The organism is Gammaproteobacteria bacterium (assembly GCA_035546635.1).
In the GTDB taxonomy this organism is placed as follows: Bacteria; Pseudomonadota; Gammaproteobacteria; order JAURND01; family JAURND01; genus DASZWJ01.
In genome coordinates this window covers 14,902-32,657 of record DASZWJ010000032.1, presented here as the reverse complement: position 1 = coordinate 32,657, position 17,756 = coordinate 14,902, and the positions used below count along the sequence as shown (strand labels likewise).

The 17,756-nt window shown below is 35.4% G+C and carries 18 protein-coding genes and 1 tRNA gene; 11 read left to right on the top strand and 8 right to left on the bottom strand.

The window, feature by feature from the left end:
• Positions 1-8: 8 nt before the first annotated feature.
• From VHE99_09055 to VHE99_09045, 3 genes are read left to right on the top strand one after another with little or no spacing between them, the layout of a single operon-like run.
• Positions 9-1,283, top strand: a complete 1,275-nt coding sequence (locus VHE99_09055) for a hypothetical protein (protein ID HVV69159.1) — start codon at positions 9-11, stop codon at positions 1,281-1,283.
• Positions 1,280-1,963 (top strand): amino acid racemase, encoded by a 684-nt coding sequence (locus VHE99_09050; protein ID HVV69158.1) that lies wholly within the window; start codon positions 1,280-1,282, stop codon positions 1,961-1,963. Before VHE99_09055 ends, VHE99_09050 begins: the two co-directional genes overlap by 4 nt.
• Positions 1,960-2,622 carry an isoprenylcysteine carboxylmethyltransferase family protein gene (locus tag VHE99_09045; protein HVV69157.1) on the top strand — a complete coding sequence of 221 codons (663 nt, stop codon included), beginning with the start codon at positions 1,960-1,962 and terminating at the stop codon, positions 2,620-2,622. The genes VHE99_09050 and VHE99_09045 overlap by 4 nt, the downstream gene beginning before the upstream one ends.
• Positions 2,623-2,628: 6 nt before the next feature.
• Here VHE99_09045 and VHE99_09040 read toward each other — a convergent pair whose 3' ends face one another.
• From VHE99_09040 to VHE99_09015, 6 genes are all read right to left on the bottom strand, one after another.
• Positions 2,629-3,696 (bottom strand): DUF1611 domain-containing protein, encoded by a 1,068-nt coding sequence (locus VHE99_09040; GenBank protein HVV69156.1) that lies wholly within the window; start codon positions 3,694-3,696, stop codon positions 2,629-2,631.
• Complete coding sequence (locus VHE99_09035) at positions 3,693-5,144, bottom strand: MFS transporter (protein ID HVV69155.1); 1,452 nt, start codon at positions 5,142-5,144, stop codon at positions 3,693-3,695. Before VHE99_09035 ends, VHE99_09040 begins: the two co-directional genes overlap by 4 nt.
• A 24-nt stretch (positions 5,145-5,168) precedes the next feature.
• Positions 5,169-6,692 (bottom strand): radical SAM protein, encoded by a 1,524-nt coding sequence (locus VHE99_09030; GenBank protein HVV69154.1) that lies wholly within the window; start codon positions 6,690-6,692, stop codon positions 5,169-5,171.
• An 88-nt stretch (positions 6,693-6,780) separates the two neighbouring features.
• Complete coding sequence (locus VHE99_09025) at positions 6,781-7,962, bottom strand: 2-isopropylmalate synthase (protein ID HVV69153.1); 1,182 nt, start codon at positions 7,960-7,962, stop codon at positions 6,781-6,783.
• Positions 7,963-8,252: 290 nt separating this feature from the next.
• Complete coding sequence (locus VHE99_09020) at positions 8,253-8,483, bottom strand: hypothetical protein (GenBank protein HVV69152.1); 231 nt, start codon at positions 8,481-8,483, stop codon at positions 8,253-8,255.
• A gap of 85 nt (positions 8,484-8,568) precedes the next feature.
• On the bottom strand, positions 8,569-9,438 hold the full coding sequence (locus VHE99_09015) for a polysaccharide deacetylase family protein (GenBank protein ID HVV69151.1): 870 nt from the start codon (positions 9,436-9,438) through the stop codon (positions 8,569-8,571).
• 379 nt (positions 9,439-9,817) lie between these two features.
• Here VHE99_09015 and VHE99_09010 point away from each other — a divergent pair, with 379 nt between their 5' ends.
• The 5 genes from VHE99_09010 (at position 9,818) to VHE99_08990 (ending at position 14,522) form a co-directional block, all read left to right on the top strand.
• The gene (locus VHE99_09010) at positions 9,818-10,936 is read left to right on the top strand and encodes a hypothetical protein (protein ID HVV69150.1); all 1,119 of its coding nucleotides are present in this window, start codon (positions 9,818-9,820) and stop codon (positions 10,934-10,936) included.
• A 22-nt stretch (positions 10,937-10,958) separates the two neighbouring features.
• Complete coding sequence (locus VHE99_09005) at positions 10,959-11,261, top strand: acyl carrier protein (protein HVV69149.1); 303 nt, start codon at positions 10,959-10,961, stop codon at positions 11,259-11,261.
• Positions 11,254-11,955: an SDR family oxidoreductase gene (locus tag VHE99_09000; protein ID HVV69148.1), complete on the top strand. Its 702-nt coding sequence runs from the start codon at positions 11,254-11,256 to the stop codon at positions 11,953-11,955. Before VHE99_09005 ends, VHE99_09000 begins: the two co-directional genes overlap by 8 nt.
• Positions 11,952-13,304, top strand: coding sequence for a fatty acid--CoA ligase family protein (locus VHE99_08995; protein ID HVV69147.1), 1,353 nt, complete (start codon positions 11,952-11,954; stop codon positions 13,302-13,304). Before VHE99_09000 ends, VHE99_08995 begins: the two co-directional genes overlap by 4 nt.
• Positions 13,305-13,538: 234 nt before the next feature.
• Positions 13,539-14,522 carry an IS30 family transposase gene (locus tag VHE99_08990; GenBank protein ID HVV69146.1) on the top strand — a complete coding sequence of 328 codons (984 nt, stop codon included), beginning with the start codon at positions 13,539-13,541 and terminating at the stop codon, positions 14,520-14,522.
• A 40-nt stretch (positions 14,523-14,562) separates the two neighbouring features.
• Here VHE99_08990 and VHE99_08985 read toward each other — a convergent pair.
• Positions 14,563-14,637: transfer RNA gene (locus tag VHE99_08985), tRNA-Val, on the bottom strand.
• Positions 14,638-14,744: 107 nt separating this feature from the next.
• Between VHE99_08985 and VHE99_08980 the strand changes: the two genes are divergently transcribed.
• The gene (locus VHE99_08980; protein ID HVV69145.1) at positions 14,745-15,152 is read left to right on the top strand and encodes a cytidine deaminase; all 408 of its coding nucleotides are present in this window, start codon (positions 14,745-14,747) and stop codon (positions 15,150-15,152) included.
• A gap of 175 nt (positions 15,153-15,327) precedes the next feature.
• Positions 15,328-15,873, top strand: a complete 546-nt coding sequence (locus VHE99_08975) for a hypothetical protein (GenBank protein ID HVV69144.1) — start codon at positions 15,328-15,330, stop codon at positions 15,871-15,873.
• A gap of 45 nt (positions 15,874-15,918) precedes the next feature.
• Here VHE99_08975 and VHE99_08970 read toward each other — a convergent pair whose 3' ends face one another.
• Positions 15,919-16,281: a diacylglycerol kinase gene (locus tag VHE99_08970; protein HVV69143.1), complete on the bottom strand. Its 363-nt coding sequence runs from the start codon at positions 16,279-16,281 to the stop codon at positions 15,919-15,921.
• A gap of 64 nt (positions 16,282-16,345) precedes the next feature.
• Here VHE99_08970 and gltX point away from each other — a divergent pair, with 64 nt between their 5' ends.
• Positions 16,346-17,749, top strand: a complete 1,404-nt coding sequence (gene gltX, locus VHE99_08965; protein HVV69142.1) for a glutamate--tRNA ligase — start codon at positions 16,346-16,348, stop codon at positions 17,747-17,749.
• Positions 17,750-17,756 lie beyond the last annotated feature (7 nt).

The following is a 17,756-nucleotide window of genomic DNA, read 5'->3' as shown; positions in this document are numbered from 1 at the left end:
AGAGATTTATGACATTACCCCTATTATGTTACCCATATGAAAATAAGGAAAAATCGATATCTCGATTAAGTGAAAAATTAAAAGAATATCCAGATTTCTGCCACAAGAAGAATTATATTTCCTCTATAGAATCTAAATCTGCCGCACTCCAAGCTCTAGATGTGAGGCTAAATATACTAAAAAGTGTCTATCAAAATGATTATCACACCGACTGTTTTGATTACCAACGTTTAGCACAAAGAATTCATGAAGATGATGAGCACATATGGTTCTGGGGTGATCAAATTGAAATTACTAAACTCAGAAATTATTTTAAAGAAAAAAATGCATTCATTCTTCCACTACTAGGCACAGTAACAGCCATTTCTGCCTTTGATGAATTTAGTTTGGGAACAGCTGAATTATGTAGAGCCGGAAGTTCTGCTAGAAACTTCAAAGGTTCACCTGCCATTATTTATCGAGTATTACAATTCTTAACCAAAGCTGAAACCTACCTATATGATAGGTATCATACTTTTATTTTGGTGCCAAGAACTCGTTTTTCCACAGAGAATGTTCGGGGAGGAGAAGCAGTCAAAAAAATCCATACCGAGTTCATTCGCTCTAGATTTTGGGGGTATGCACCTTGGTATGTTATGCAGGGTGGTATGCTTGAGTTTCTTGAATTTAGAGAAATAAATAGGGATACCAATGATGTAGTAAAAGCCATTATGCAGGAAATCCCTTGGTATATTGCTAATCTAGCTGAAGCTGATTATGTGAAAACACTATGTCTACTTAATTTTCAATACGCACCTACAATTATCACTTCTGCAAAACCACCTAAGATAAATTTTCATAAAGTTTCAGCCAGTATGCAAGCATCTACAGATACTAAGCTCAGAGCTTTTAATCATGAAACATTAATTTGTCATTCTGACAATAATCAAGACCTACCTAAAAGCTCTATTTCATCGTTTGATACATTATTTTCTTTATTATTAGAAAATGATAGCGCCTGTAAAGTTGTAAGATTAAATTTATTGGACCATTCGCATTTAAGCATACAAGAATTCCTTTATGAACACGGCTTTAGATTACTCAATATTAGCCCCCCTAAATTATCTTGGGTGATACATAACGGTCAGAAAAAAATAATTGAACAACCACCTTATGGTTTTTGGAGTATGCCCAGCAAAAACTTTCCTTTGGCACCACCTTATTATATAAATAATAAAACCATTGATAACCTTGAATTGAACATACTTAATTATATTAAAAATATTATTGAGCATTATGTATGAACCATTTCAAAACTTTAGGGATAGTAGGTGGTATGGGATCTTATGCAACCTCTCAATTTTTTGAATATATATTAAATTTCACCGAGGCCCAAAAAGAAACTGACCACTTTAGAATTTTAATTGATAACTTTCCACAAATTCCGAATAGAATTCAAGCATTTAACAAGCAAGGTCCATCACCAGCTGATCATATCAGTACTAGCATCAATAATTTGGCTAAGATTGGCGCAGATTTTGTTTCAATACCTTGTAATGCAGTCCATTATTTTTATCATGATATTTCAGAAAAAATAAAAATACCTTGGCTACACATGATACAAATGGTTTCATTACAGCTGAAGTCACATTATAATAATCCATTAATTCTTGGCTCATATATAACCAATAAAGCTAAATTGTATAGCAATTATCTACCCGATTGCCAATATCCTAATGCAACTCTCAACAACCTGCTTGATGAAATAATTACAGAAATTAAATTAAATAAAAAACTCACTACAACCCAACTTTTGAGATTAAAGAAAATTTTAACAAAACAAACGGGTCACGATTCCATATTATTGGCTTGTTCAGAACTTACTTTTTTAACTAAAAGCGAACTAAGCAAGGATTTTGTGTTTTTAGATTCAAGCCAATTATATGCCTCAGCAATTGTTAATACTCTTAAGGCTAATTTATGATTCAAACTACCTCAGAAAAAATATTAATGAGAAATAGAACATTGTCTGTTATGATAAGCATCCTGCCCGCAATAATAGTTCTGTTTTTTAAACCAGATATCAAATTACTTTTTCTAACTAGCCTATATCTATTTTGGTCATGTCTTGAACTCATCATCGAAAATACTGAAAGTAATCTTGTCGCAGCACAAAAACCTTTTGATAAGCATTCTCGTGCCTACATAATTTTATGTCGTCACTTTTGTTTATGGTCAAGCACAGCTTACATTTTATTCCATACAAAAAATAATGAAAATCTTCTTTTGCTATTGGTTGGTTTTCTGCTTATTTTGTGCGGAAGTATGTTAAGATTTTCGGCTATTGTGAAATTGAAAAAATTTTTTACAATGACACTTAATATCGATGATAAACAATACCTGATACAAGATGGTTTATATCACTATATACGTCACCCAAGCTATACGGGTGTTATACTGCTTTTCACTGGCTTTCCGCTCGTTGCTGGTTCATGGTGGTTAGCTATTATCATATTATTTCTGACAAGTGCAGCTGTTTTCTATCGAGTTAAGCTGGAAGAATCGCTTCTAAAAAACTTAAAAAATGATGATTACGAAGCCTACATGAAGAAAACCTACAAACTAATACCTTTTATCTACTAATGATTTCTATGTAGGCAAAGTAGAATTGTAAACAGACCTTATTTTGTTTTCAAAAACTTTTTCTATTGCTAAGGTTAGCTTATCTACACCGAATCTAACCGCATCTGACACAGGTAGTTCTAATTGATATTCCAGCTGTTGTAATTCAAATAAAGCGGCCTCGTCGTGGTTGATTTCCGATGTATTCACTGTCATTGCGATAATTTTTGAATCGGGAATTACCTTTCTTGCAACCTCTTCGGTTTTTTTAATGGCTTCCGGATAGACTGGGATAGGCCAATCTGGAACCGTCCTATTATATTTTTGGCCCATTCGCGAGCACATGATCATTAAATGAGGAGCTGCCCCATTTAATAAGGTCGTTGCAGTACCAAAAAAAACGGGATGAAAAATACTTCCCTGACCTTCAATAATCAAAATTTCGTTATCGTAATTAAGAATATGCTCCTCTAACATACCTCTTGAGAAATCAATGATAGTTGAATCTAAGGAAATGCCTTCTCCTTTAAGAAAAATACCTATTTGTCCGGTTGCAATGAATTTCACATCATAATTTTTCTTACAAAGCACTCTTTCTAACTCTAAGCCAACTGTCATTTTCCCTATATTACTGTCAGTACCAACCGTCAAAATTCTTAATTGAGCGTTTTTATGCCTTAATTCATCTTTAAAATATTCTGGTTGGTATTCTGGATCAATTTTTCTAATATCCCATATAAGATCAGCATAGCCAGGAAAATAATCTCCTAAATATCTAAAAGTGCCGTTTACAATTCTGATATGTTTATTTCTACTAAAGGCCAGTAAATTCTCTATCCCGTTACATATGTTATACATTTCAGTTAGATGATTAAAATCTAATAAGGTGATCACAAAATGTGTAAAACTATCCTTAATTTGTTCTAACGATGTAAATAAATTAATGTTATGTTCATGAAGGTAATTTTGTAATGTGTTAGAGGGCATATAGGATACAACTCCTATCAAGCAGTCTTTTTTATAGCGCCTGATCGCATTTAGGAATTTACCTCTATATGGATTATATTCCCCCTCAAAGTAAGCGATAATTTTCATATTAACACCTGTTCTATTCTGTTAAACTTTTGCTTTATTGAAAAAACTATAAATCCTATCATGGACGAAAATACTATTAAAAATAAAAACATATACAAATAGGCTACAGAAAATTTGCTAAGATTAGAAACAGTGCTGTGCGGTTCTAGTTGGATTATCCTGGCTATTTGTGAAGATAGATAACCAGAGAAGGCAAAAGGAAGTGAAGACAAGCCAACAATGAGACCTTTTAATTCTAGTGGCGAATAAGTAACAATAGCAACATTAAAAGCGGGTAGGATCATTAAATCTCCTATCGCTAAACCTATGGTCCCGACAAATAAAATCCCAAGAGCAGAATGTAAGGTGTAAATATTAAAAGTAATGATTAAGTAAAAAACAAGAAAACTGATTGCCCCTGTCATTCCACCCACAACTATAATTCCAGTTGGATTACTAAGGTAATGATCTTGCCTTACTATTTTGTTAAGAAATCTCATCACAATAGGGAATATTAAAATAATAATAGCTGGCTCAAACGAAACAAATACATTAGCCGGTAAGGAATAAGAATAAAAATCCAAATTAACATAGTTTTTGATAAAAACTAACAACGAGCTCTGTAATTGATAAAGAAATGCATAATAGACGATCACTAACAGACTCAATAATAATAACCTAATAAGGTTAATTTTATGCTTAGTTTGAGATTTTGAGATGATATATATGAGTAATATGATAAAAAAAATAACTATGAAGGGTATTGATGAAGACATTAATTTAGCGAATACAAGATCACAATAGCAAAATACAAACATGGACAATAAAAGACCTAAAAACAAAATCTTGCTTCTCAAATTAATTTTCAATGTATCATCTTTTTTAGGAAAAAAATTTGTAAAAGATACTAGCCCTAACCACACCAAAATTCCAAGAACAGTAGGAATAAAAATAAAAGCCCAATTATAATGCTGGATGATAATTCCGCTTATAATTGGAGCAGTAACGCCTGCGATATTGCTGCTTAAATAAATGAAGGCAAAGCCACGAATTTTTTTCTTATCTTGATCAGTAAATAATTCCCCTAAATATAAAGTCGCATTGGGCAGGTATAAACCAGCACCTACCGCTATTGCTGTTAAACCTAAATAGGTTAAACCCATATTCAGTTGTAGGACTAAAAGAATTGCACCCAGCAAGACAACCCATAGCCCTGATATAACCAATATTCTAAAACCAATCCCGGTGATATTCCTAAACAATCCCCCTAATATAGGCATTATGAATGATAACGCTGTAAACGAGCCAAATATTGCATAAGCTGAATTCAAATTAATGCCACTAATCCGTGAGAAATAAAGTATTATTGTGGATTGTATAGTCCAAAATGCAAACCTTAATAAAAACTCACCTGTAAACAATACCCATACATAACCCAATCGATTACTTGAAGCTGCAATCTCTTCCAAGTGCTTCCCCCCTGACGATTTTTTTCATTCCGTGCAATTTTTACAGTTCTTGTTAACATTACAACTTTTTGCGGGTGGGTCTAGTGATATGCCTTGCTCTTTCTCGATCTTTTTCATCTCATGATTTAAAATCACGGAGTTTGCAATAAATTGACGTCGTACATTACACTTGACTCTATCACACTTCATAGGATCCTTGTGTTTATCAAATCCAAATGCTGGGCAGCCACCAATGCAGATATAACGCGCCCAACATTTACTACAATCTGCATTTTCATCTTCAAGGCGCCAATGCGTACCCCAATAATCTAAGTGTTGCATAGATACGCCTTCATAAATAGAGCCCATTTTAAATTCTTTTTTGCCCTCAGTACGATGGCAGGAATAAATATCGCCATTTGCCGAGATGGAGATAACATTAATACCTGCACCACATTCAACTCCATTATTTTCTAGTATTGAGCCACCCACATAGTTGCTTTTAATGTCATCAGTGTTAAATAGAGGAGATACTTTAGGTACTTTTCTGATGCGACCAATATACTTTGAAAAAGGTTCTAAATCATACCAATTTAATTCCTTATTCATCACCTTATCTTTAAACCAACTCCCAAGGGTATCAATACCTTTATACACTGAATCAATATTCTGCTCTGTAATTAATCCAGGGGTACCCTCAACTCCCCAAATAAAGTCAACCTTTACATTTTCATAGTTATAATCTTCAAATAATGTTCTTACTTGTTCTTGAATGGACTCGCCATATGGACCAAAAAGAGTCGCACGTACCGAGTAATCAACACCACTATCTTTCATACTCTTACCAAAGGTATTATTAACCATGTCAAATGTGGGTTTTCCTTTTTTGGTAGGTCTATAATGATCATGAATTTCTCTTGTTCCATCAACACTTAATCTAATTGCAACATCATTATCTTTAAAATACTGCATAGTATTGGGGGATACAGGAGTGCCATTTGTAGTTAAAAGAAATTCAACAATAACTCCTTCTTGTTGCCCTTTTTCGCGAGCATAGGAAACCAAGGCTTTAACTGCCTTCATATTTAATAAAGGTTCACCACCTAGTAAGCAAAAACCCAGCGAATTGGTAGCTCTATTTTTAAACGAAAAATCCACCAGATCTCGAGCAACCTGTTCTGTCATGGTATAGGCTTTCCCGCCTCCATATTCACCTTCATCAGCATAACAGTATGTACAAGCAAAATTACAAGTGTATGCTATTTGCACAACAACATCCTGCAACATTAATCGTTTTTCATATTTGGGTCTTTGCCTGCGATAATCTGGCCCAAAAAGCAACCCTTGTGAAATAAAACCATTTAAGCGAGATAAGTGTTTTTCCACAAAAGATTGTTTCAGAGTTTCCTCAAGATTATTCATTTGCTTGATTTTTTCTGCTTCATCTAGAGTTAGTTCATAAGTGGATGAGGTTACAACATCGAATAAAACTGGCTTCTGCTGCTCAATCTCAAATAAAGCAGCATGCCGATTATTAAAAAATAATCTAGAAATATTTACTTTATTCATGCGCCTTCTCCTTTTAATAAAATTAAATGAGGTACTCTTTCCTTTTCCTTTATACTATACAAAAAAGAGGTTGTTCACTAGGGTCTGTTTAACATACCGCTTCTGCATTGAGAACAGATAAGCCTAGTTTTTTTATAAATTTATTTAAATCTATCAATTCTTTTTGTTCACTATGCTCTTTAATATAAGACAATAATTTTTTGGTATCATCATATGACAGCTTTATGTTCATTACCTGGGTTAAATAATACTCCAAACTTGGCAATCCGCAGTGTTTTCCAAGTATAATTTCATGAGATCTGCCTACCAATGATGGAGAAAAAGGTTCATAGAGATTTTCTCCTCTTAAGATACTGGTAGCATGTATGGCAGATTCATGTCTGAAAACATTTTGGCCAAAAATTGGCTTATTAAAAGACGCACAAAGACCAGATCTTTCATAAACCAATTCAGACAGTAGGTGTAATTTTGTAAGATCTATACCGAGATTGTAGTTATATTGGCTGACAAGAGCTAAAACAACTTCCTCAAGAGCAGCATTACCAGCTCTTTCACCAAGACCATTAACACACACTTGAAGTTCAATAGCTCCTGCTTCAGCTGCTGCAAGGGTATTTGCTGTTGCTAAGCCTAAATCATTGTGACAATGTATAGAAATATTGGCCTGTAATTCTTGTTTCAAGATTTTTACACATCGATAAGTATCAAATGGAGTCATTACACCTGATGTGTCAGGAAATGAAATAGTTGAAGCCCCTGCACTGATGGCAGCTTGGTAATAATTAATTAAAGTTTCTAAATCCATACGAGAAGCATTTTCACAACTAAACTTAACAGAAATATTTTTCTCAGTTGCGTAGGAAACCATTGATTTAATAGTTTCAGTCAGTTGGTTGAGATTTAACTTAAGGTTTTGTTCTATGTATCTTTTTGAACCTGGAAGAAAAAGAGTAATATTTTTCAATCCACATTGGCTGGCGTAATCAATATCTTCTTTCGATAATCTGCATAAGCCATGTAGATTGGCGGGTAAATCATGGGAAACTAGATTTTTTATGGCTGTCCTTTCCGATTCAGCACTAGCGGGAAACCCAACTTCAACCTCCTTAACACCACACTCACATAAAGCTTTTAGAATATCTAATTTATCCTGATATGAAAAGCTAATACCGGGAGTTTGCTCGCCGTCTCTTAAAGTATTATCTAAAATTTTGATGCCTGGTAAAAGTTTTAAAGGGTTTTGCCGTTTAATGAGATTTTGTTCAAACATTTTGAATCCTCGGCTTGCTTTTGCAATTAAACAAATTTCTTCTACATGTTTAACAGGTAATATCTTCAATATATTGCAATTTTATAAATCCGTATATGCCAGAAAATGAAAATTTTTGGAAGCTGAGTAACTAGCAAAAACAAATTCTAAAGAAATGCTATCAATTAATTAGGCTGCGGAAAATGATCAATAGTAATTACTATTGCACGATTCACTGAGAAAAGCCCCTCCCAAATAATTGGTTGAAGGTAGTAATTTAGCTGGAAAAGCAAAGATAATCTAAAAAATTATTAGTTTGTTTTTATGATTTTAACGTCGGGGTGTAAGTGAGTTGCCGCTTCATGAAAAATATCCCCCAAATAAGTTGGGAGTTCATCAATCTCAATAAAGTCAGGAATAATAACATCATCAATTCTACGCTGTCTACCTTCTACTGAAGAGGTATAAAGCTCCCAGTGTGAATCTACAAATTTCACCACCATCCGACGTCCAAACACATCAAGCTCAACTGATTTTACCATGACAGCCTCCAAAATTTTTGTTCTTCCATAAACTTTATGCTTCAATTTCATTTAGTGCTTGATGACAGCATTATCTTTCAACCTCCTAAACAGAAGAGTATTGTTCTATCTCTTTTAGTCGTTTTGTGGGCACTGTTGGCTTATTGAGCAGGTCAAGCTTTCTTTCTATCACAATTTTTCTTAAAAAATTTGGCCCAATATCGCTAATAACATTTATCTCTGTTTCATACACAGGATCCATTATCGCTTCAGATAATGATATAAATTTAACGCCATTCTCTTTATATTCCTGAATAACTTTTTCTAAAAACATGGCTGTTGCTAAGCAGGAATGAACCACTAAAACATGTTTAATATTTCTTTGAAATATTTCATTCGCGGCTTTGTGTGCTGTTAGAAGTTTACTAATTGCTGTATCAACATAGAGTTTTTTTAACTCATCAAGCAGTTCGGCATTATTTGCTCTAAGACAGTTTAATAGTGGTTGCTCCCATGCAAAGTCAAGAAAATCAATCGTAACCTGGGTGATTTTATAATTATTATCATTTAAATACTTTTTTATCCCGCGATACTTTTCTTTAGTTTCACCTTCGAGTAGATAGGGGTAACGGAAATATTTACAGTAGTTATAATCTTTATTACCTGAAATCTTAGACAGAAAAATATCATTTTTTTCAATATCATTTAAATACTCTTCTAAGCTCACATTTCTTAAATCAAGATGACTATAGGTATGATTACCTAGCTTATTACCTGTTTCTAACCAATGCTGTAATAATTCATAGCCTGAACTACTCTCAGCTAAACTACAATTCGCAAAGCCATAAACTGGAGGTAGTTTGTATAGTTTAAAAATATTCGTTAAGCCTTGAACAACATTCAAATTACTATTTGGGATTATAGTGTGGCCATTTCTTGGAATATCATCTATCGTCAATGCCAATTCTATGTTCATACCTGGAACACTCTTTTATTTTTGATTAGAATTTAAAAAAAACCATTTTATCTGCACAAATCCAGCTGCTACACACTGCCATATAAAACAATTTACAAGGCACCAAATTTTCGAGGCTATTGCTAAGCATGGATGATGGATGAATCTCAACTTGCTAGTTTTTTGGCTTTAAACTTCAACTTGATATTATGAACGCAGCGAGTTAGTAGCATTTAAACTAACTCGTGATAACGCTAATGATGCTAAAGCCAGTGAATCCATTTTAAAGTCTTTGCGAAGAGGTTAGTATGTTAGTATTATAGAGCAAGGATACATTAGCAAAAAACTATTTTCAAGCTTTTAGAAATAGAGTTAACATTAGCGAAGCGGCTGGGAAATTATGCCAATAATGCTAGTTGTTATGTTATCATCAGTACATTCGTATTTTGTGGTTAAGCTAGAGCAACCAGAGCATGTGTTTGTGCCGCATGCTGCTATGCTGACTTTGGCGGCAAAATGTAGGAACATCGAGGAACAATTTCCCATGCAAAGCAATATTGATTACCAGTTTTCAAATAATGACCCTGAAGATAAATTTAAAAATCTGGCTAATTTTTATTCAGTCACGGGGGGAAATCCTCTTTTAACTGGTAAGGTACTATATTATGAATACGCAAAGAATCCAACCAATATTGGCGGAATATTTACTGCTTCATCTAATAATGAAATTATTGGTGCATTAGGTACCATAGGATTTTTTTTCATAAAGAATAACGTTATTATTAAAGCTGCATTACTAGAACGATTACTAGTTAACTTTCGATTTTGGGGAAAAGAAATATTTCCTACTTTAGAATCCTTAGTTTTTGAAAAAATGACCGTTAACAATGAAGTTAAATTTATCTGTGGACTAACCCCAAAAACCAACCCTTTTACAATCATTGGATATGAACGATATGATGCCTTATCTACCCTTGTTCTGGATGACATAGACAAATTTATTTTCAAGCCTTCCGGAGAAATTAATATTGAATTCGGTTATTCAGATAATATACAAAAACTAATCTGCAAAATTTCTCAAGAAAACCCCACCGATTATTTTATTTTCTATAACCAAGAAATAGCCAACTGGATTGCTGATGACAATCCATTTATTTTTAGAAAATTTATAAGCTTTTATAAGGCTGATATCTTCGTTGGATATGCCATTATAAGAAAAAATAAACTTGGCGATATTAACATAGATGACATAATGTTATCTGACCCAACCGACATGAACATAATATTACCTACTTTAATCTCCTTTGTTAAAAAAATGGAGGCGAAAAAAATCAAGTTGTTTTGTTTTAATTCAGACAATATGTATCTTAAAAATTTAACAACTTATTTTTTAGAAAGTGGTTTTCAACAAGAATCCTTTCTTTCACCCATCGTTACAAAAACAGTTCCTAATTTCGTTTTAAATCAGCGTGACATGGTAATTACAGGCAGTTTATCCCCACCATATTGGGCATCATGATATTAATCTTTTAGGAGAAAGCATGTCTAGAGATAAAGTTATTAGTATAATTCATGACGCTATAATAGAAGCTAATGTTTCATTAGTTAACAAAATTGATTTATCCGAAGGCGAAAGCATTATTTTGTATGCCCAAGAAAGTTTATTAGACTCGATATCATTAGTAAATCTAATAATGCATGTTGAACGAGGTATCGAGGAAGAGTTTAATCGAAATTTAACTCTTGCAAGTGAAAAAGCTTTTTCCGCTAAACACAGCCCTTTTTCAACTGTCGGAACTTTAGCAGATTATGTCATGAGTGAAATGGAGTTACTCCATGAGTAAACCTGTGACACTAATTACCGGCACACGTAAAGGGATAGGAAAATTTCTAGCACACTATTATGTTCAAAAAGGCCATCAAGTCATTGGTTGCAGTAAAAAGCAACCCGAATGGGAACTGAACAACTACCAACATTTTCTTGCAGATGTCAGTAACGAAATAGACATACAAAAGATGTTCCAGGTCGTTAAGAAAGAATATGGTCGTTTGGATTACCTACTTAACAATGCTGGTATTGCCGCTATGAATCATAGTTTATTAACTCCTATGAGTTCTGTTCGTAATATTTTAAATACGAATATACTAGGTACATTTTTACTTTGTTGCGAAGCAACAAGGCTTATGGCAAGAAATAAATTTGGCCGAATTGTTAATTTTACATCCATTGCAACTCCGTTGAAGATTAGTGGTGAAGCAATATATGCTGCATCTAAAGCCTCCGTTAATTCACTGACACAAATATTGGCTTATGAATTAGCTGATATTGGCATTACCATTAACGCTGTTGGTGCAAATCCTATTTATACAGACATGATTCGTAATGTACCCAAAGAAAAGCTGGATGCTGTACTACAGCGGCAAGCCATCAAACGTTTTGCTGAATTTGAAGATATTACAAATGTAGTTGATTTTTTTTTACTTGAATCAAGCTCTTTCATTACTGGACAAATAATTTATTTGGGTGGTATATCATGAGCATAACTTTTCTTTTAGAGCAATTTGAAAATAATAGTAATCAAGAAGCCATGATATGGAATGGAGAATCCTATAATTATGCACACCTACATAAAACAACTTTAACTTATTTAACCTGGTTAAAAAATAGTCCGATAAAAAAAGGCAGTGTAGTAGAGTTATGTTCAGATTTTTCACCCGCTACGATTGCTTTATTACTAGCTTTAATACAGCATCAATGTATCCTTATCCTTACAACTTCATCTTCAAAAGAAGAACAGAAACACCCTTTGCAACTAACCGAAGTTGAGTTTTGTATCCAGCTGGATGAACATGATAATTTTTTTCTAATTGACAAAGTAACAAAAACAAAACATCCATTAATTACCCAGCTTCGCGAATTACAAGTACCTGGTCTAATCCTCTTTTCTTCAGGTTCAACCGGCAATCCAAAAGGAGTGGTTCACAATTTTGCAAAACTATTAGAAAAGTTTAAAAAACCTCGTATTGCCAAAAAAACTATCTGCTTTTTATTATTTGATCACATCGGAGGACTGAATACACTTTTGCAAACCCTATCAAATGGCGGCTGTGTGATTACTGTAAAAAATCGCACCCCACAGCATATTTGTTATTGTATCGAGCAATATAAAGCTCAAGCTTTACCGACAACACCCACCTTTATTAATTTATTTTTACTAAGTGCTGCACATACCCAATATGATTTAAGTAGCCTTGAAATAGTAACTTACAGCGCTGAACCTATGTCGGAAAGTGTATTAACACGATTTAATCAACTTTTTCCTCAAATACGACTATCACAAAACTATGGTCTTTCCGAAGTTGGTATCTTAAATACCAAATCCAAATCTTCTAATTCTCTTTATATGAAAATAGAAGGAGAAAACTACCAAACTCGAATAATCAATGGAATGCTTGAAATAAAAGCAGAATCTGCAATGCTAGGATATCTTAATGCAGAAAGTCCATTTACTGAAGATGGCTGGTTTAAAACAGAAGATAAAGTAACAGTTGAGGGTGATTACTTACGTATTTTGGGACGAGTATCTGAAATCATTAATGTAGGAGGTAAAAAAGTTTATCCTTCTGAAATTGAAAATGTTATTCGAATGATGAACGGTGTTTTAGATGTTGTTGTTGTATCAGAGCCCAACCAAATACTAGGACAAATTGTAAAAGCACGCATTGTATTAGACGATTCAATAAACAATATTAAGTATTTTCATCGAGAAATAAAAGAATTTTGTAAAAATAAATTGGCGCCCTATAAAATTCCTCAAAAAATTGAGATATCCAAAAAATTTTTTCATAACGAAAGATTTAAAAATGTTCGAAAAGTAACAAACTGATATCAAAATCTATATGAATCAAACTAATAAAGTGCGATTAGTTGGGTACGGCTTCGCCATGCATTATGCAGAGCATTGGAAAGGACTCATTTCATTTACACTTCATTTGCACTTCACTGAATCTGTCATTTTGGAAACCGAAGGCCGAATTCTAATTAGAAGTGCGACAGTCAAAACTGCTGTATATTCAATGTTCTACGAAAACATGAATAAAAATAGCAAGGAGACTGCCGCATGGGGAAGTATACTCAATTATCAGTTACAGATCGACGTCGTATATACGTATATCTAGAAATGGGTATGCCTGTATCAGAAATCTGTCAAAAAGTAGGAAAACATAGGTCAACTGTTTACCGAGAACTAAATCGCAACCGAGAGCCAGAAGGCTATTTTCCAGTATTGGCTGAGGAAAAAAGACAAGAAAGGCGAAAGCGAAGTTATCTAAAGAAATTACAAAGGAATGGGATTTTACGAGATTATGTCATTAAGGGTTTGAAGAAAGGCTGGAGCCCAGAACAAATTGCAGGACGAATGAAGCATCAACAGCTAAGTTTCAATGTATGCCATGAAACGATTTATCAATTTATTTATGCTTCCAAAGAAAAAGAGCTATATCATTATTTAGCCTATAAAAAACCGAAGAGACGGAAGCGTTATGGTAGGAAAAAGCAGCCTTGCCGCTATGGAAAGATTAGATTAATTACGCAAAGGCCAGAGGATATAATAACAAGAAAACGCTTTGGTCATTGGGAAGGGGATACGATTGCATTTAGCGGCACAAGAGAAAGAGCAGTCACTACGCTAGTAGAACGCAAATCCAGACTGGTCTATCTGATAAAGAATGATCGCAAATATTCTCGTGGCGTTATGGATAAGATAAAAGGAAAATTTGAGATACTGCCCAAAAAGATGTGTAAAACGATTACGTTTGATCAAGGTAGTGAATTTGCGGATTACCGGCATCTTGAACGAGAAATTAAATGCAAAGTGTATTACTGTGAAGCTCATTCTCCTTGGCAAAAAGGAAGCAATGAAAATATGAATGGTCGTTTGAGATGGTATTTACCTAGGTCAACAGATATTGCCAATACTACCCAGGAGGAGCTAGATCAATTAGCCAGTAAAATGAACCATTGCCCTAGAAAATGTATTGGCTATAAAACGCCATATGAGATGTTTATACAGCAATATAAAAATGATTGTCGCATTTGGAGCTAGAATGCGCCAAGGCTTTTTAGACATAAGTCATTGATTTTATTGGTGGGCGATAGTGGGATCGAACCACTGACCCCTGCCGTGTGAAGGCAGTGCTCTCCCGCTGAGCTAATCGCCCATTTAAAGATGGGTGAGTATGTTAAAATTTTAATCTAAACAGGTCAATGCCACCTCGCATATTTTCTGATAAACTAAATACTTTAACACTCTACTCGGAAACACCGTATGTCTGACACCACCCAAATCCTGCTCAATCATGCCAAAGCGGTGATTCAAAACGCTTATGCCCCTTATAGTCATTTCCAAGTCGCAGCTGTTATCAGAACGGATACAGAGCAGTACTTTAGCGGATGCAATGTGGAAAACGCAGCTTATGGACTTACTCAATGCGCTGAAGCCAATGCCATTGGCACTATGGTTGCTGGCGGTGAACGTCACATTCAGGAAATCCTGATTTTAAGTCCAACAGACAATCTTTGCACTCCCTGCGGTGCTTGCAGACAACTGATTTATGAATTTGCAACAGAGCATACTATGATTCATCTGGCAACAACTCAGGGCATTCAACTGTCTGCCCCGTTACGTGAATTTTTACCTTATCCATTTCATCTGACTGATACCTCGAAAAAATGACTTCGTGAACCTTACACATGAAACACATCATGAAGAAGTAATTCTGAAAAAATTCCTCGCACTACTAGAATTAAAAAATTTTTATAGACATGTTAATATTCGGTTAATTTTGCCCAGCTACTCTATTGGAAATATATGAAACGTAAAATTCATACACCCATAAAGGTAGCGCAAAATGCAAAGAGTTCGAGAGAAAATAAAGTTAGGCGTGGCATTAACATTTCCACTGGGAGCCATCCTTGTCATAACCGGCTCGATGGCAATGCGGAATCATCCTCAGCTAGGCGAAACCAACAAACTGAGCGCAGGCCTTGAAATTGCAGCAGGAGGTGTTATGTTATGCTTGGCATTTTGTGGCATTAAAATAATTAGAGCTACTCGTCCTGCCGGTATTCAGCATTTAGTGATTGATCCTCCAACTTCTGTAGCTACCCCCTCGGATAACGGGATTGAGAATATTCCTTTGGATGCAAAAGAAGATTTTTCCATAGGAACCAATGAAACAGCTATAGAACATCCAGATGAAGATTGCATACTAGTAGACCTACAAGATTTAAAAGAAACTAAAGCCCGAAGTAGACAGAATTCTATTTCGTTTTTTGTACCGCCAACGGATGAAAAACCGGTAGCTATAAATTCCAATATTGAACAGAATCAATATGAGATTATTTCTCATATAGCAAACTCAGATCCACTTTCCAACTCCCCTACCATGGTTTAAAAGCACAAAACAGCACTACAAACAAATCAGGACTAAAATTTACGATTATATTAGAACAATCAACCAGACGACTACAACATTCACCGCCGCTAAAAATACTGCTGCCGATCCCAAATCCTTAGCACGTCCTGATAATGTGTGATGCTCAAAGCCAATCCGATCTACCACCGTTTCCAGCGCTGAATTCAGAATTTCTACAATCAATAACAGAATCAATACCGCGATTAATACCGCCTTATTTATTGCTGTTTTACCAAAACAGAATGCCATTGGCATACCAATAACGCATAACAACAATTCCCAGCGAAATGCCCACTGCGCTTGCCAAACTGACCGGAACCCAGCAAATGAGTACTGAACGGCCAGCCACGTGCGTTTAATATCCTTAACAATAAATCTAAATAGCATGGTCTTAATCATCCATTATTTGATTATGTTATTATATACATTCTTCAATTAAAGAGAAAAAACTATGACTGTCCGCACCCGATTCGCCCCCAGCCCTACCGGTTATCTCCATATTGGCGGGGCACGCACCGCCCTATATTGCTGGCTATATGCTCATAAACATCAAGGTACTTTCATTTTACGCATAGAAGACACCGACCTAGAACGCTCTACCCCAGAATCCGTTACGGCCATCCTCGACGCCATGTCCTGGCTAAATCTCGACTACCAAGAAGGTCCATTCTATCAAACCCAACGTTTTGATCGCTATCACGCTGTGATACAACAACTCTTAGCTGAAGGCAAGGCTTACCGTTGCTATTGCACTAAAGAACGCCTGGAAACACTGCGCGAAACCCAGCTCGCCAATAAAGAAAAACCTCGCTACGATGGCCATTGCCGTGAATTGACGTCCGCGTCAAGCAATCAGCCTTTTGTCGTGCGTTTTCGCAATCCTGATGATGGCACTGTCACTTTTGACGATCAGGTACGCGGCTTGCTCAGTTTTAACAATCGTGAACTCGATGACCTAATCATTTCTCGAACTGACGGTACCCCAACTTACAATTTCACAGTAGTGGTCGATGACTGGGATATGGCCATTACTCATGTGATCCGCGGTGACGATCATATCAATAATACGCCCCGACAAATTAACATTCTCAAAGCACTAGGCGCCACTGTGCCATTATATGCGCATGTGCCTATGATTTTGGGCGCTGACGGTAAAAGACTATCTAAACGGCATGGCGCTGTCAGCGTGATGCAGTACCGCGATGAAGGCTATCTGCCAGAAGCACTGCTCAATTACTTAGTACGCCTGGGTTGGTCACACGGTGACCAGGAAATTTTTTCACGCCCAGAAATGGTCGAATTATTTGATCTGCATGATATCAATCGCGCCCCCGGCGCTTTCAATCCAGAAAAACTATTATGGTTAAATCAATATTATATAAAAACGTTGAATCCAGAATACGTAGCAGAACATTTAGCCTGGCATATGGAAAAACTCGGAATTGATGTGTCGCAAGGACCCGCATTAAGTGTCTTAGTCACATCACAGAGCGAGCGTTGCAAAACCCTGGCAGAAATAGCTGCTAAGAGCCGATTTTTTTATCAAAATTTTGAAAATTACGCACCTCAGGCAGCAGCAAAAAATCTCACTTCTGAAACTGCACCAATTCTGGCAGCATTGTCAGAACAATTTAAAAACCTCACTACTTGGGATAAAATTTCTCTACACGTTGCCGTGCAAAAAGTCGCTGATAACTTAACCGGATCAGCGTTGGGTAAAGTCGCACAACCATTACGCGTGGCAGTAACCGGCGACACAGTCTCACCACCGATTGATACCACATTAGAATTACTTGGAAAAACCAAAGTTTTGGAACGACTTGACAAAGCAGCTACATTCATTAATAAAAAATAATTATAAA

Coding starts and splice junctions, on each gene's coding strand:
- VHE99_09055 (HVV69159.1), top strand. CDS start 9: ATGACATTACCCCTATTATGTTACCCATATGAAAATAAGGAAAAATCG.
- VHE99_09050 (HVV69158.1), top strand. CDS start 1,280: ATGAACCATTTCAAAACTTTAGGGATAGTAGGTGGTATGGGATCTTAT.
- VHE99_09045 (HVV69157.1), top strand. CDS start 1,960: ATGATTCAAACTACCTCAGAAAAAATATTAATGAGAAATAGAACATTG.
- VHE99_09040 (HVV69156.1), bottom strand. CDS start 3,696: ATGAAAATTATCGCTTACTTTGAGGGGGAATATAATCCATATAGAGGT.
- VHE99_09030 (HVV69154.1), bottom strand. CDS start 6,692: ATGAATAAAGTAAATATTTCTAGATTATTTTTTAATAATCGGCATGCT.
- VHE99_09025 (HVV69153.1), bottom strand. CDS start 7,962: ATGTTTGAACAAAATCTCATTAAACGGCAAAACCCTTTAAAACTTTTA.
- VHE99_09020 (HVV69152.1), bottom strand. CDS start 8,483: ATGGTAAAATCAGTTGAGCTTGATGTGTTTGGACGTCGGATGGTGGTG.
- VHE99_09015 (HVV69151.1), bottom strand. CDS start 9,438: ATGAACATAGAATTGGCATTGACGATAGATGATATTCCAAGAAATGGC.
- VHE99_09010 (HVV69150.1), top strand. CDS start 9,818: ATGCCAATAATGCTAGTTGTTATGTTATCATCAGTACATTCGTATTTT.
- VHE99_09005 (HVV69149.1), top strand. CDS start 10,959: ATGTCTAGAGATAAAGTTATTAGTATAATTCATGACGCTATAATAGAA.
- VHE99_09000 (HVV69148.1), top strand. CDS start 11,254: ATGAGTAAACCTGTGACACTAATTACCGGCACACGTAAAGGGATAGGA.
- VHE99_08995 (HVV69147.1), top strand. CDS start 11,952: ATGAGCATAACTTTTCTTTTAGAGCAATTTGAAAATAATAGTAATCAA.
- VHE99_08990 (HVV69146.1), top strand. CDS start 13,539: ATGGGGAAGTATACTCAATTATCAGTTACAGATCGACGTCGTATATAC.
- VHE99_08980 (HVV69145.1), top strand. CDS start 14,745: ATGTCTGACACCACCCAAATCCTGCTCAATCATGCCAAAGCGGTGATT.
- VHE99_08975 (HVV69144.1), top strand. CDS start 15,328: ATGCAAAGAGTTCGAGAGAAAATAAAGTTAGGCGTGGCATTAACATTT.
- VHE99_08970 (HVV69143.1), bottom strand. CDS start 16,281: ATGCTATTTAGATTTATTGTTAAGGATATTAAACGCACGTGGCTGGCC.
- gltX (HVV69142.1), top strand. CDS start 16,346: ATGACTGTCCGCACCCGATTCGCCCCCAGCCCTACCGGTTATCTCCAT.